Genomic DNA, 13227 nt, shown 5'->3' with positions numbered 1-13227 from the left:
CTGATTTTGCTGGACCGACCGGCTTCTTCGAATTCCATGGGCAACCCAATCCGCGCCCCGGGCAGGGGCGTTGCGCGTCCCCCCGCACGGACACCGACCCCCGCACCGTAGGGCGGATAAACGGACAATTGCCTCATTTGGGACGGCGTGCCGCGGAAAGGGACGGCACTCGCGATGGGCTGCCAGGAGCCGGCGGCTCAGTCCTCGCCGACGACCTTGCCGGGGTTGAACAGGTCGAGCGGGTCCAGGGTCTGCTTGACGGCCCGCTGCAACGCGCAGACGGCGGGCCCGAGTTCGCTGCGCATGCCGCCGCGCTTGAGCAGGCCGACGCCGTGCTCGCCCGTGACCGTGCCGCCCGCGGCGATCGCGGCCTCGAGGAGTTCCTCGAAGGCGGCCTGCGCGGCGACCCGTTCGGCCTCGTCGCCCGGCTCGGTGATCAGGAGCGGGTGCAGATTGCCGTCGCCCGCGTGCGCGATGGTCGCGATCCGCACGCCGTGCCTGCGGCCGATCTTCTCGATGGTGGCGAGCATCTGCGGCACGGCGGAGCGCGGCACGCACAGGTCCTCGGTGAGCACCGGGCCCAAGCGCTCCAGCGCCGGATACGCCAGGCGCCGTACGTCGAACAGGGCCTCGGCCTCGACGGCGTCGGTGGACTGCTCGGCCCACAGCGCGCCCGCCTCCCGGAAGGCGTCGGCGATCGCGCTCGCCTCGGCCTCGCCCGCGTCGCCCGGGGCGTCGATCCGGGCGAGGAGCATCGCCTCGGCGCCCGGTTCGATGCCCAGGTGCTTCCAGTTCTCCACGGCCTCCATGCAGGCGCGGTCGAGGAGTTCGAGAGCGGCGGGGGCGAGGCCCCGGCTCGTGACGAGGGCGACGGCGGCGCCCGCGGCTACCAGGCTGTCGAAGTTGCCGACGACGGTGCGCGGCTCGGCGGCCGGCGCGGGCCGCAGCTTCAGGGTGATCTCCGTGATGACGCCGAAGGTGCCCTCGGAGCCGACGAACAGGCTCGTGAGGTCGTAGCCCGCGACGCCCTTCGTGGTGCGCCGGCCGAGCCGGACCCGGCTGCCGTACTCCCCCGCCGGGCCGCCCATGACGACTTCCATGCCGAGGACGTAGTCCCGGGTGACGCCGTACTTGAGGCAGCACAGGCCACCCGCGTTCGTCGAGACGTTGCCGCCGATCGTGGACCAGGGGGCGCTGGCCGGGTCCGGCGGGTACCACAGGCCGTGTTCGGCGACGGCGGCCTTGAGGTCGTTGTTGACGACGCCGGGCTGGACGACGGCGATCAGGTTCTCGGTGTCGATCTCCAGGATGCGGTTCATCCTCGACACGTCGAGCAGGAGACAGCCGTCGCTCGCGTTGGCCCCGCCGGACAGGCCGGTTCCCGCGCCCCGCGTGACGACCGGTATCCGCCGGGCCGCGCAGACCCGCACCACGGACTCGACCTCCTCGGGGGACGTGGCGCGCACCGCGGCGAGCGGGCGGCCCATCGGCGCCCACTCGGCGTCGTCGTGGCCGAGGGACGCGAGGACGTCCGGGTCGGTGACGAGGGTGCTGTCCGGGAGCGCGGCGGCGAGCTCGCCCACCGTGCCCCTCGTGTCTGCGGTGTCGATGTCGTCCTCCTGAACAGATGTCCCTGACCGGCGCGTTCACGGGTCAGGCACACCATCATGGAACACCGCCTCGCGCCGCCGGACGGCGCGGGTCGTTCAGGGGACGAGGTCGTTCAGGAGACGGAGTCGGTCAGGAATCGGGCTCGGTCAGGACGCGAGGGTCAGTACGGCGCGCACCCGCTTGCCGACCGGGACCTGCTCGACGGAGACGGCGGCGAGGGCGTCCACGATCTCCAGGCCGTGCCCGCCGACGCGCGCCGGGTCCCGCGGGAAGCGCACCGGCACGGCGGCGCTGCTGTCGTAGACGGTGACCGCGACGTGCCGCGACGTGCCCTCGAGTTCCAGGACGTACGGTCCCGCGCTGTGCCGGTCCGCGTTCGTGATCAGTTCGCTGACGACGAGCAGGACGTCGCCGGCCGTGCGGGGGTCGAGTTCGACGCACCACTCCTGGCGCAGCCGGGTGAGGAAGACGTCGGCGAACCTGCGCGCGTCGGCCAGGCACCCCTCGTCGCCCGCGTAGTGGGTGGCCTGCATCAGTGGCCCGACTGCCTCGTCGAAGCCGGTGGGGATCAGAGCCCCGTCCATGTACTCGGTCATTCGTGTCTCTTTCACGCCTGCGGGACTCCGCGATGGACACCCGCAGCCTGCTGATACCCCGCATGAGGCCGCGCAGTCCTGCCGGATTCAACCGGGTGACCGGGTCCCCGGCGCGTCGTTTGAAGGACGACACCGCGTCCCTTCGGACTTCCGGGAGAGGCCAGCCATGCCCCAGCTTCGCCGCGCAAGCATTATCCCCCGCTCACGGAGTGCCACCGACCAGGCGGAGACGGCCCTGCTCGAGCAGTACACCGGCCTCGTACGCCTCGCGTATCTCACCCTCCCGGCCGCCTTCACGCGGCACCGTCGGGTGCTGCTGGCCCACTCCGCAGTGCAGCGGGCGCTGCCGGGGCGCCGGGCCGCGGTCGTGCCCGCGCCCCGTGTCCCCGACGGCGGCGTCGATCCCGCCTCCGACGCGCTGCGCGTACGGATTCTGCGGACCGCCCTGTCCGTCGCGCACCGGCCGGCCGGCTGGCCCGCGGCGCTGCCGCCGCCGCGCGTCCTGCTGCCCCGGCTCCCCGTGGTCTGGGGGCTGCGGCTGTTCCCGCGCTCCGGCGGCGCCGAGGAACTCGCGCTGGTACGTGCCCTGTCCGGCGCTTCGGCCGCGGCGCGCGGCGCGTTCGTGCTGCGGCACGTCGACGGCTTGGACGCGGACCGGGCGGCGGCGCTCCTGGCCGCGGCCGGGGTGCCGCGGGCGGAGGCGGCGGTACAGGAGTCCGTCGGCCTCGACGCCGAAGCGGGGCCCGCTGCCGCGGCGTTGCTGCGCTCCCAGGAGTTCGACGCCTGCTCCGTGCAGACGCGTCCCACGGATCTGCCGCGCCGCGCACGGCGGACCCGGGCGGCGCTCGCGGCCGGGGCCGTGGCCGTCGTCGCGGCGGCCGCGCTGCTCGCCCCGGACTCCGCCCCGAGCGAGGAGGCGGCGGGCGGCGACGTCCCGGTCCGGACGGCGTTCGGCGCGGGTGACCTCACCCGCGCCGAGCCGGGCGCCTGGGCCGACACCTCGCGGGTCGACTTCACTGCGTGGCCGGCGCGCGGCGACCGGACCGGCGACACGGTCCTGCTGGACCGGGCGCTGGCAGCGTGGGCCGTCCCCTCCGACTCCGTGCGCGTCACCCGGACCTCGGACACCGCGGCCGATCCTCCGGCGCGCGCCCCGCAGCTGCTGTTCGCGGGCGACGTCGACGACCGCGCCGTGGTGCTCCTCAGCGACGGAGAACGGCTCGCCCGGTACACCGCGCCGGACGGCGACGACCGCGCCGGTCTCGCCCTCGCCCGGGTCGACGACGCCGACGTGACCACGGCCGCGGCCGTCGTCCTGAACCGGGGCGACGGCTCAGCCCGCTACCTGGCGGCGCCGTGGATCACCGACGCGAGCACCCGGGACCTCCTGCGGCCGGACGCTCCGGGACGGCCGCTGGACGTGTCGGACGACGGGGTGACCGACGCCGTGCCCGTCGCGCCCGCGGACGGCTGCGCGCGGCGCCCCGTGCTCCAACTGCGGTCCTCGCCGCGCATCGTGGAGGACCACGCGTTCCTGCTCGCCGACCTCGGCGGCCTGTCGCCGGTGCACCTCACGTACACGCCGCTGCCGGGCCACGGCACGCCTCCGCCCCGCCAGCCCCGCGAGGCCACCGGCAGCCAGGCCCTGCTCGCGTGGGCGCGCACCGCCTGCCGGCTCCAGCCGTGGCGGGGCGGCGCCGTACGGGCCGTGAACGCGTGGGACTTCGCCGAGCAGCGGTTGCCGCAGGACGCGGGCCGAGCGGTGTGGTCGTGTGTACGCGCCTCCACGTGGCGCGGTCCGGGCGATGTCGCGCTCCTGCTGCGCACCCCGGACGCGGCCACCGAACCGGCGCACCTGGTCGGCCGGGCGCGGGCCACGGCGGCGTGCAGCCGGTTCGGTCAGCACGTGGTCGCCGACACCCGGTGGCGGGCGCCGGACGGCCGCTGGTATCTACTGGCTGCGGGCAGCCGGGCGGTCACCCGGATCGAGGCGAGCGGCGCGGTGACCGGGTCCCGCACAGGCCGCACCCTCGCCGTGCGCGCCCCGGAGCGCGGGGCCGTCCGGGTGGCTGCCCGGCTCGACACCGGCGAGCGGCTGCCGGAGGTGGCACCCGGGCGGCCGTGAGCGCTCGGGTCCGCCGCATCCGCCGGCGCTGTTGATGCGGAAGTCGGTCAAGGGGCGGACGGTGGTGGACAGGGGGCGAGCGAAGGAGACCCATGAACGCGGAACGTGCCGGGCAGCGGTGTCTCGTCACCGGGGCGAGCGGCTACATCGGCGGCCGACTCGTGCCGGAACTGCTGGCTGCCGGTCATCAGGTGCGCTGCCTGGCCCGCTCCCCCGGCAAACTCCGGGATCATCCGTGGTCCGGCGATGTCGAGGTGGTGGAGGGCGATCTCACGGACCGCGGCTCGCTCGGCGCCGCGCTGCGCGGCATCGACGTCGCCTACTACCTGGTGCACGCGCTCGGCACCGGCAAGGACTTCGAGCGCACCGACCGGGAGATGGCGACGGCGTTCGCCGAGGAGGCCCGGCGTGCGGGGGTGGGGCGGATCGTCTATCTGGGCGGTCTGACGCCCGCGGGCGTGCCCGAGCGGGAGCTGTCGCCGCATCTGCGCTCGCGGGCCGAGGTCGGGCACATCCTGCTGGCCTCCGGCGTGCCGACCACGGTGCTGCGGGCTGCCGTGATCATCGGGTCTGGCTCCGCCTCGTTCGAGATGCTGCGCTATCTGACCGAACGGCTCCCGGTGATGGTGACGCCGAGCTGGGTGCACACCCGGATCCAGCCGATCGCGGTCCGCGACGTGCTGCGCTGTCTGGTGGCCGGGGCGACGCTGCCGAGCGAGGTGTCGCGCGCCTTCGACGTCGGCGGCCCCGACGTGCTCACCTACCGCGACATGATGCTCCGGTACGCGGCGGTGGCGCGGCTGCCGCGGCGCGTCGTGATCGGGGTGCCGATGCTCAGCCCCGGCCTGTCCAGCCACTGGGTGGGCCTGGTGACGCCCGTGCCCGCCGCCATCGCGCGCCCGCTGACCGAGTCGCTGCGCCACGAGGTCGTCTGCCAGGAGCGCGACATCGAGGAGTGGGCGGCCTACCCGCCGGGTTCGCCGGTCGGGTTCGACGAGGCGGTCCGGCTTGCGCTGCGCCGCGTCCAGGAAGCGCAGGTGGCCACCCGCTGGTCGTCCGCCGCGCTGCCGGGCGCGCCCAGCGACCCGCTGCCCACCGACCCGGACTGGGCGGGCGGCAGCCTCTACACGGACGAGCGGGAACGGCTCGTCGAGGCCTCGCCCGACCGGCTGTGGGACGTGATCGAGGGCATCGGCGGGGAGCACGGCTGGTACTCGTTCCCGCTGGCCTGGGCGGTCCGCGGGTGGCTCGACCGGCTGGTGGGCGGCGTCGGGCTGCGGCGCGGGCGGCGGGACGCGGCGCGGCTGCGGGCCGGTGACTCGCTGGACTTCTGGCGCGTCGAGGCGATCGAGCCGGGACGCCTGCTGCGGCTGCGCGCGGAGATGCGGCTGCCGGGGCTCGCCTGGCTCGAGCTCGCCGTGGAGCCGACGGACGACGGGCATGCCCGCTACCGCCAGCGGGCGCTGTTCCATCCGCACGGCCTGGCCGGCCAGGCGTACTGGTGGAGCGTGGCCCCGTTCCACTCCGTGGTGTTCGGCGGGATGGCGCGCAATATCGCGGCCGCCGCGGAGCACGGCCCCGACGGGGGTGCCCCGTCCGGCCGATCGGTGCATCCGCGCGCGTCCTCGGCCGGGAAGGGCTGACACAGCCCGCTTACCGTCCCCTGCCCACCTGGAGCCCCGCTGTGCGTGTCCGTGTCGTCCTGTTCACCTCCGATCTCCGCGTGCACGACCATCCGCCCCTGCGGGCGGCGCTGAACTCGGCGGACGCCGTGGTGCCGTTGTTCGTCCGCGACGCGGGGGTCGCCGGGTTCCTCGCCCCGAACCGGGAGGCGTTCCTCGCGGACTGTCTGCGGGACCTGGACGCGGGGCTGCGGGAGCGGGGCGGGCGGCTCGTGGTGCGCACGGGCGACGTCGTCGACGCGGTCGCGAAGGTGGTGGCCGAGACGGACGCGTGCGCTGTGCACGTCGCGGGCGGCGTGTCCGGCTACGCGCAGCACCGGGAGGGCCGCCTGCGGGACACGCTGGGCCGTCTCGGCTGCGACCTGGTGGCGCACGACGGGGTCGTCACCTGTGTCCCGCCCGGGGCCGTCACGCCCGCGTCCAAGGACCACTTCGCGGTGTTCACGCCCTACCACCGGCGCTGGGCGCAACACGGTCTGCGGGCGGTGGTCCGGGCGCCGCGCGCGGTCCGGGTCCCCGACGGCGTCGGCTCCGAGGCGCTGCCCGAGCGGGCGGACGTGACCGGGGTGTCGCCGGGGCTCGCCGCCGGGGGCGAACGGGCAGGCCGCTCGCTCCTGACCTCCTGGCTGCGTTCGGGAATCGCCGCGTACGAGGACCGGCACGACGACCTGGCGGGCGACGCCACCTCGCGGCTCTCCCCGCATCTGCACTTCGGCACGATCGGCCCCGTCGAGGCGGTGCACCGGGCGCGTACGGCGGGCGGGGCGGGCGCGGAGGCGTTCGTACGGCAGCTGGCCTGGCGGGACTTCCACCATCAGGTGCTCGCGGCCCGGCCCGACGCTGCGCACGCCGACTACCGCACCCAGCACGACCGTTGGCGCAGGGCCCCACGGGACGTCGAGGCGTGGCAGGAGGGGCGTACGGGCTATCCGGTGGTGGACGCCGCGATGCGGCAGTTGCGGCACGAGGGCTGGATGCACAACCGGGGGCGGCTGCTCACCGCGTCGTTCCTCGTCAAGACGCTGTACGTGGACTGGCGGGTGGGGGCACGGCACTTCCTGGAGCTGCTGGTGGACGGGGACGTCGCGAACAACCAGTTGAACTGGCAGTGGATGGCGGGCACCGGCACCGACAGCCGCCCCAACCGGGTGCTCAATCCGGTGACCCAGGCCAAGCGCTACGACCCGGACGGCGCCTATGTGCGGCGCTGGGTACCCGAGTTGGCGGACGTCGAGGGATCCGCGGTGCACACTCCGTGGAAGCTGACCGGGCTCGACCGGGCCGCGCTCGGCGACTATCCGGACCCGATCGTCGAACTGCCGGACGGGCTGGCCCGGTTCAGGAGGGGCCGGGGGCTCGACTGACCTCCGGGTAGTGGCGGGCGATCTGGTCGAGGGCCTGCGGCAGCGTCGCCGGGTGCAGCGCGCCGCGCACTCCCCTGCCCGCCCAGCCGGGTCCGGCCAGCATCACCGCGGGTTTGCCGCGGGCGCCGCGCACACCCCAGCGGGTCTCGGCGAGGTGCCGGGCCAGCGGCAGGGACGCGGTGGACCGGGCCTGCGCCCACAGCACCACGACGCGCGGACCCGTCCTGCGCACCGCGGCCGACACCGCCTCCACGGGCACGGCGGCGCCGAACATCCGCTGCGGCACGCCCAGTTGGCTCAGCCCGGCGCTGAGCGCCTCCAGGGCGAGCACGTGCTGCTCGGCGGGGACACAGGCGAGGACCAGCGGCGGCAGCGCGAGCGTGGACTCGACGGGCGCGGCGGCGCGGTGCAGGGTGCGCGAGACGTGCCAGGACAGCAGGTGCTCGACCTCGACGTACCGGTCGCCCGCCTCCTCCCACTTGCGGCCCACGGCGTGCAGCACCGGCGCCATCACGTCCTGCCAGGCCGTGACGAGCCCGTGCTGGGCGACGGCTTCGGTCAGCAGGTTCTGCACGGTCGGCGCGTCCATGCGGGTCGCCGCGCGGGAGATGCCCCGGCACTGGCGCTCCAGCGTGGCCGGTGACGCGGGCGCGGCGGGTGCGGGGCGTTGGGCCGGCAGCCCGGCGGGCTCCCTCGCCAGCCGTTTGCCCGCGAGGCGCGCGGCCTCGGCGGGCGGCAGGCCCGTCGTGGTCAGCCGGCACATCTCCTCGACGGCCGCGATGTCCTGCGCGGTCCAGCGCCGGTGGTGTCCCGCCGAGCGCTGCGCGGGCCCCAGACCGTAGCGCCGGTCCCAGCTGCGCAGCGTCGTCGGGGAGACGCCCAGCCGCCTCGCGAGGGCGCCGGTGGTGACGCCCGCCTCCTGGGGTGCCGCTGGTGACCCTGCCGCTTCGCGCACGTGCCGCCCCTCGTCCATCGGCCCACGATACGACGCACAACCGATGCGGGTTGTCGTGCGGCGGGAGCCGTTTCCAGGATGACCGGGCCGCGACCCGGCGGGCGCCGCGCGTGTCCGGTCCGGGTCGTTGACAGTCGGGTTCGGGACCGTTTCGAGGAGTTGACGGGGCGTTGAGGATGCCAGGCTTGCTGTCGCGGGGCGTCGACCCGCGCGAGGTGTCGGAGGCCGCCCTTGCGGAGGGCCTCGCGGCAGGCGACGTCGCCTGCCTCGCCGAGGTGTACCGGCGGTGGGCGCCGCTGGTCCGGGGCCTGGCCCAGCGGGCGCTCGGCGACCGCTTCGAGGCGGAGGACGTGATGCAGCAGGTCTTCCTCGCCGCCTGGCGCGGCCGGTCCGGGTACCGCCCCGAACTGGGCCAGCCGTCCGCCTGGTTGACGGGCATCGCCCGGCACCGCGTCGCTGACGCGCTCGCCGCCCGGAGCCGTCGCGCTGCGCTGTTCGAGGCGGCGGCCGGTCGGCACGCGGTCCTGGTCGGCCGCGAACCCGCGAACGACGCGGGGATGGACGCGGTCGTAGAACGGCTGCTGCTGTCACAGGAGTTGGCACGCCTGCCGAGCACGCAGCGCACCGTGCTGTCCCTCACGTTCTACGAGGATCTGACGCAGCCCCAGATCGCGGAGCGCACCGGCTGGCCGCTGGGCACGGTCAAGAGTCACGCCCGGCGCGGCATGCGGCGCCTCGGCGACCGGCTGCGCGGCCGGGGCGAGCGCGGGTGAGATTTCCGGGAATCGGGTGCATCCGTTCGGCCCCTTCGGGCCGAACCCCCGGTGTGCGGCGCACGAGCACGGCCGCACGGACCCGGGCGGCCCAGACCCCGCCGCCCGCCCATCTCAGCGGGGTCGGCGCCGCTGAGGTGGGTATCGGCGGGGCGCCACTACAGTCGATGATCATGAACATTGGCTCCGTCCGCCTCCGCGACGTACCCGAGTCCGACATCGAACGCGCCCTGGCGCTCGCCTGTCTCGTCTTCCACGAGTCGCCCGACGGCGACCGCCGCAAGCAGCAGGAGCAGACGCTGTCCGGCTGCCTGCGGATCGGCGCCTACGACGGCGAGGAACTGGTCGGCTTCGCCGCGGCGCATCCCTTCACCGTCTCCGTGCCGGGCGGCGGCGACCTCCCCTGCCCCGGCCTGTCGTACGTCTCGGTCGCGCCCACGCACCGCAGGCGCGGTGTCCTGTCGGCGATGATGTCCGAGCTGTTCGCCCGCTGCGCCGCGCAGGGGGCGCCGCTGGCCGCGCTGTGGGCGTCCGAGGCGGCGATCTACGGCCGGTTCGGCTTCGGTCCCGGCACGTACGGGGCGACCGTGGAGATCGACTCCCGGCGCGCGCTCGCGCTGCGCGTGACGCCCGATGAGCGTGCGCTGCGTCTGCTCGACACCGACTCGGTGCCGGCCGTGCTCGCGCCGTACTTCGAGCGGACCCGCGGATGGCGGGCCGGCCGCCACGCGCGCACGCACGCGTGGTGGCGCGAGCAGTGGCTGGCGCGTCAGGACGAGGAGGACGAGAAGCTGTCGCCGCCGCGCGTGGTGACGCTCGGCGACCCGCTCGCCGGATACGCGATCTACCGCACCAAGTCGGGCGACTGGTCCGGTGGCGTCGCCGGGCTCGTGAGCGTCGAGGAGCTGGAGGCCGACACGCCCGAGGTGGCGGCGGCGCTGTGGCGGTATCTCGCGGACATCGACCTGACGGGCACGGTGCGCGCGCACGGCAGGCCGCTGGACGATCCGCTGCCGCTGTTCGCGGCGGATCGCGATCAGGTGACCGTGACGGGGGTCGAACCGGCGCTGTGGGTGCGCCTGGTGGACGTGCGCGCGGCGCTCGCGGCCCGCGCGTGGGCGGCGCCCGTGGACGTGGTACTCGCCGTCCGTGACGTGCGGCTTCCGGCGAACGCGGGGACGTTCCGGCTGACCGCGTCGCCGGACGGCTTCTCGTACGTGCCCACGGAGGACGCGCCCGATCTGACCGTGGAGGCCCCCGATCTGGCGACCGTGTACATGGCGGCGACGCCGGTGGCGGCCCTGGTGCGCGCGGGCCTGGTGGCGGAGCACACGCGAGGCGCGGCGTCGATGCTCGACGCCGCGCTGCGCACGGAGCTACTGCCGCACACCGGCGACACGTTCTGAACTCACCTCACTGGTACGCGGGTTCAGCACTCCATCTTCCACGTGTGCGAGTCGCCGCTGTCGTTCGCCCAGCCGTTGGAGGGGATCTCCTGGCCGGGCGAGAGACAGACGGTGCCGAAGCCGATGAGCCCTGGGTTCTCGTAGACCTGGACGTGGTCCTTGATGCCTGGTCCTGAGATTCCGTGGTTGGCCCAGGACGAGTCCTCGTCCTGGATGCCGTCCTCCCAGTCGTGGTCGTCGCCGGACCAGTTCCAGCGCATTCCGGTGTAGTCGGCGTCGGTCCAGGCGCAGAACTCGCCGCTGGGGCACTGGGCCGCGAAGGCGGTCGCGGGGAGGGCGGCGCCGCCGAGGGCGAGGACGGCGGCGGTGACGAGGGCGATCGGGTGCTTCATGTGGTCTGTTCTCCTTGCGGGATCAGCGGAATCAGTGGGTGGAGGTGTGCAGCACGCGGGTGGACGCGTCGAGCGCGCGGGCCCGCAGGCGCTGCCAGTCGGCGAGGTCGGCGCGGTGCCGGGCGCGCACGGAGGCGAGGCTGAGGTCGCGGTGCGCGGCCTCGGGCTTGAGGTTGTTGACGACGGTCGACACCTGGAACCAGCGTTTCTGGTCGCCGTAGAGGGTGCGTTGGGCGGCGGCCAGGCAGCCGTCGGTGTGGGCGCGCACGGGGATGCCGTTCGCGAGGGTCAGGGAGAGTTCGGCGGGCGGGCGGCCGAAGAGGGCGGCGGCGACGCGCTGTTCCTCGGCCCGGTCCGCGGGGCGCCGTCCCGGCCGGGGCGGTGTGAGGCCCTGCCGGGTGAGGCAGCGGTCGGTGAGGGCCAGGGTCGCGGCCCTGATGGTGTCGTCGGGTGTGCGGGTGGCCGTGTCGGTGCGCTCGGCGGTGCAGCCCGTGAGCGGGAGCAGCAGGGCGCAGGCGAGGACGGCGAGGGCTCGGGTGCGGCGGTTCATGGCGCGCTCAGCCCCGCTCGCACCCCATGGTGGTGTCCGAGACACCGTCGAGTTTTCCGGCCCACTCCCAGTTCTCGGAGTAGTCGTCGCGCCGGATCTCCCGGTAGAGGCAGCCGGTCGCGGTGTAGCTGATGCCGTAGACGGTGCCCGCGACGCGGGAGTCGAAGGAGGTGGCGCGGCGCGCCGTCCCGTTCTCCGCGTCGGCGTAGCCGGGCGGTCCGTAGCACCACGCCTGGCCGTGCATGCCGATCTCGGTCCAGAAGCAGACCTGGCCGGGCGGCACGGCGGCGGGCGCCGCGGCGGCGGTGGGCGCGAGGGCGGTCGTGGCACCGCCGAGGAGGGGGAGCGTGAGGGCGAGCAGCACGGATCTGTGCTTCATGAAGGGTTTCATTTCGTACCCCAGAGTGATCGTTCTTACTGAGCGTGATCACTCTGCCCCGGAGTCGGCGCGGCCAAGCGCCGTGTCACCCTTGTCAGTGACTATTGGTGACCGGCGTGCGACGCCGTGGGCCGCGGCGGCGCGGCTGGGTGCGGGCCATGCGGACCGCGTCGACGGACTCGGCGAGGAGCTCGTACTCCGTGGTCTCGTCGCGGGTCGCGATCCTGACGAGTCGTCCGGAGGCCAACTCCTCCGCGACGTTCTCCTGTTGCTCCGGGTCGGCACACCAGGCCCGCAGCTGTTCCGGCACATCGGGCGCGTCCTCGGCCATGGGCGTCAGCGCACCCTCGGGTAAGTGCGGCAGGCCGGGCTGCGGGTCGAGGCGCTCGGCGATCCACATGGCCCGGTCGCGCAGCCACCACAGGGCCAGCGCGATGGTCGGGGCGCGATATGTGCCGAGCGGAACACCCACGCGCCGGCCGCCGCAGATTCCGTACGCGGTGACGTGGCACAGGAATTCGTCGTGCACGGTCTCCCCCATTGCCTGGCGCCCGACTGCATTGACTGTTGTGCCAAACGATCAGTGATCCACCGCAACGGCGAGAATGTGCCAAGCAATTGGCCCGGAGTCCGCCGCCTTCGAGCAAAGTTCAACCGTTCCCTGATCAAGTATCGGCACTTGAGACACGGTGTCACCATTGCTTTCACGCCAGTCTCCGGGCATATTCACGGCGCGCGTTGGCCGAAATACCCCAGGCCGGAGAGACTGCACGCATGCGCTCACACGACGTACTCATGGACGGTTACAGCCGCATCAGGGAAGAGGTGCACGCGGCCGTCGAGGGGCTTTCCGCCGACGCGCTGAACGAGCGCCCCGAGGACACGGCGAATTCCATTGCCTGGCTGATCTGGCATCTCACCCGCGTTCAGGACGACCATGTCGCCGACGCCGCGGGTCTCGAGCAGGTCTGGCTCGCGGGCGGCTGGGCGGAGCGGTTCGAGCTGCCGCTCGACGAGTCGGACACCGGATACGGGCACACGCCGAAGCAGGTCGGCCAGGTGCGGGTGACCTCGGGCGAGCTTCTCGTGGGCTATTACGACGCGGTGCACGAGCAGACGGTCGGGTTCCTCGGCGGTCTCAAGGACGCCGACCTCGACCGGGTCGTCGACGAGGGCTGGGATCCGCCGGTGACGCTTGGGGTCCGGCTCGTCAGCGTGCTCTCGGACGACCTGCAGCACGTGGGACAGGCCGCCTACCTGCGCGGACTGAGCTGAGGCCACCGACCGTACGCCCTTCTCGGCGGCGCCGGACCACGCGTCCGGCGCCGCCTTCGTGCGTGCCGGAGGGCTTGACAACTCCATTGGTCTGAACCAACTTTGGCGCACACGACGGT

The 13227-nt window shown here is 74.1% G+C and carries 13 protein-coding genes; 6 read left to right on the top strand and 7 right to left on the bottom strand.

Features of this window, described 5'->3' with window-relative positions:
• Positions 1 to 197: 197 nt before the first annotated feature.
• Positions 198 to 1583 (bottom strand): FAD-binding oxidoreductase, encoded by a 1386-nt coding sequence (locus ACFV9W_RS17765; protein ID WP_385761509.1) that lies wholly within the window; start codon positions 1581 to 1583, stop codon positions 198 to 200.
• A 174-nt stretch (positions 1584 to 1757) separates the two neighbouring features.
• A complete protein-coding gene (locus ACFV9W_RS17760) occupies positions 1758 to 2207 on the bottom strand; it encodes an ATP-binding protein (protein ID WP_385761506.1) in 450 nt (149 codons plus the stop codon).
• Positions 2208 to 2373: 166 nt separating this feature from the next.
• Here ACFV9W_RS17760 and ACFV9W_RS17755 point away from each other — a divergent pair, with 166 nt between their 5' ends.
• From ACFV9W_RS17755 to ACFV9W_RS17745, 3 genes are all read left to right on the top strand, one after another.
• Complete coding sequence (locus ACFV9W_RS17755; protein WP_385761503.1) at positions 2374 to 4332, top strand: hypothetical protein; 1959 nt, start codon at positions 2374 to 2376, stop codon at positions 4330 to 4332.
• A gap of 92 nt (positions 4333 to 4424) precedes the next feature.
• Entirely contained in the window at positions 4425 to 5975 is a 1551-nt protein-coding gene (locus ACFV9W_RS17750) for an SDR family oxidoreductase (protein ID WP_385761500.1), read from the top strand.
• Positions 5976 to 6016: 41 nt separating this feature from the next.
• Positions 6017 to 7378, top strand: coding sequence for a cryptochrome/photolyase family protein (locus tag ACFV9W_RS17745; protein ID WP_385761497.1), 1362 nt, complete (start codon positions 6017 to 6019; stop codon positions 7376 to 7378).
• On the opposite strand, the gene ACFV9W_RS17740 is transcribed toward ACFV9W_RS17745, so the two are convergent.
• Positions 7353 to 8351, bottom strand: a complete 999-nt coding sequence (locus ACFV9W_RS17740) for a MerR family transcriptional regulator (protein WP_385761494.1) — start codon at positions 8349 to 8351, stop codon at positions 7353 to 7355. The genes ACFV9W_RS17745 and ACFV9W_RS17740 overlap by 26 nt on opposite strands.
• Positions 8352 to 8509: 158 nt before the next feature.
• Here ACFV9W_RS17740 and ACFV9W_RS17735 point away from each other — a divergent pair, with 158 nt between their 5' ends.
• Both ACFV9W_RS17735 and ACFV9W_RS17730 read left to right on the top strand, forming a co-directional pair.
• Positions 8510 to 9106: an RNA polymerase sigma factor gene (locus ACFV9W_RS17735; protein WP_385761492.1), complete on the top strand. Its 597-nt coding sequence runs from the start codon at positions 8510 to 8512 to the stop codon at positions 9104 to 9106.
• 173 nt (positions 9107 to 9279) lie between these two features.
• Positions 9280 to 10512, top strand: a complete 1233-nt coding sequence (locus tag ACFV9W_RS17730; protein WP_385761489.1) for a GNAT family N-acetyltransferase — start codon at positions 9280 to 9282, stop codon at positions 10510 to 10512.
• Between the two features lie 23 nt (positions 10513 to 10535).
• Here ACFV9W_RS17730 and ACFV9W_RS17725 read toward each other — a convergent pair whose 3' ends face one another.
• The 4 genes from ACFV9W_RS17725 to ACFV9W_RS17710 all read right to left on the bottom strand — a co-directional run bounded on the left by ACFV9W_RS17725 (position 10536) and on the right by ACFV9W_RS17710 (position 12362).
• On the bottom strand, positions 10536 to 10904 hold the full coding sequence (locus tag ACFV9W_RS17725) for a peptidase inhibitor family I36 protein (RefSeq protein ID WP_385761487.1): 369 nt from the start codon (positions 10902 to 10904) through the stop codon (positions 10536 to 10538).
• Between the two features lie 31 nt (positions 10905 to 10935).
• Positions 10936 to 11454: a hypothetical protein gene (locus ACFV9W_RS17720; RefSeq protein ID WP_385761485.1), complete on the bottom strand. Its 519-nt coding sequence runs from the start codon at positions 11452 to 11454 to the stop codon at positions 10936 to 10938.
• A 7-nt stretch (positions 11455 to 11461) separates the two neighbouring features.
• Entirely contained in the window at positions 11462 to 11833 is a 372-nt protein-coding gene (locus ACFV9W_RS17715; RefSeq protein ID WP_385761482.1) for a hypothetical protein, read from the bottom strand.
• A gap of 94 nt (positions 11834 to 11927) precedes the next feature.
• A complete protein-coding gene (locus tag ACFV9W_RS17710; RefSeq protein ID WP_385761481.1) occupies positions 11928 to 12362 on the bottom strand; it encodes a hypothetical protein in 435 nt (144 codons plus the stop codon).
• Between the two features lie 245 nt (positions 12363 to 12607).
• Between ACFV9W_RS17710 and ACFV9W_RS17705 the strand changes: the two genes are divergently transcribed.
• Complete coding sequence (locus ACFV9W_RS17705; protein ID WP_385761478.1) at positions 12608 to 13108, top strand: DinB family protein; 501 nt, start codon at positions 12608 to 12610, stop codon at positions 13106 to 13108.
• The last annotated feature ends 119 nt before the right edge of the window (positions 13109 to 13227 follow it).

Origin of the sequence: Streptomyces sp. NPDC059897 (genome assembly GCF_042730865.1) — a bacterium.
In the GTDB taxonomy this organism is placed as follows: domain Bacteria; phylum Actinomycetota; class Actinomycetes; order Streptomycetales; family Streptomycetaceae; genus Streptomyces.
This window is presented reverse-complemented; position numbering and strand designations above follow the sequence as displayed.

Bases quoted from the DNA above. Each gene is read 5' to 3' on its own strand.
- ACFV9W_RS17760 (WP_385761506.1), bottom strand. From the start codon at position 2,207: ATGACCGAGTACATGGACGGGGCTCTGATCCCCACCGGCTTCGACGAG.
- ACFV9W_RS17755 (WP_385761503.1), top strand. From the start codon at position 2,374: ATGCCCCAGCTTCGCCGCGCAAGCATTATCCCCCGCTCACGGAGTGCC.
- ACFV9W_RS17750 (WP_385761500.1), top strand. From the start codon at position 4,425: ATGAACGCGGAACGTGCCGGGCAGCGGTGTCTCGTCACCGGGGCGAGC.
- ACFV9W_RS17740 (WP_385761494.1), bottom strand. From the start codon at position 8,351: ATGGACGAGGGGCGGCACGTGCGCGAAGCGGCAGGGTCACCAGCGGCA.
- ACFV9W_RS17735 (WP_385761492.1), top strand. From the start codon at position 8,510: ATGCCAGGCTTGCTGTCGCGGGGCGTCGACCCGCGCGAGGTGTCGGAG.
- ACFV9W_RS17730 (WP_385761489.1), top strand. From the start codon at position 9,280: ATGAACATTGGCTCCGTCCGCCTCCGCGACGTACCCGAGTCCGACATC.
- ACFV9W_RS17725 (WP_385761487.1), bottom strand. From the start codon at position 10,904: ATGAAGCACCCGATCGCCCTCGTCACCGCCGCCGTCCTCGCCCTCGGC.
- ACFV9W_RS17720 (WP_385761485.1), bottom strand. From the start codon at position 11,454: ATGAACCGCCGCACCCGAGCCCTCGCCGTCCTCGCCTGCGCCCTGCTG.
- ACFV9W_RS17715 (WP_385761482.1), bottom strand. From the start codon at position 11,833: ATGAAGCACAGATCCGTGCTGCTCGCCCTCACGCTCCCCCTCCTCGGC.
- ACFV9W_RS17705 (WP_385761478.1), top strand. From the start codon at position 12,608: ATGCGCTCACACGACGTACTCATGGACGGTTACAGCCGCATCAGGGAA.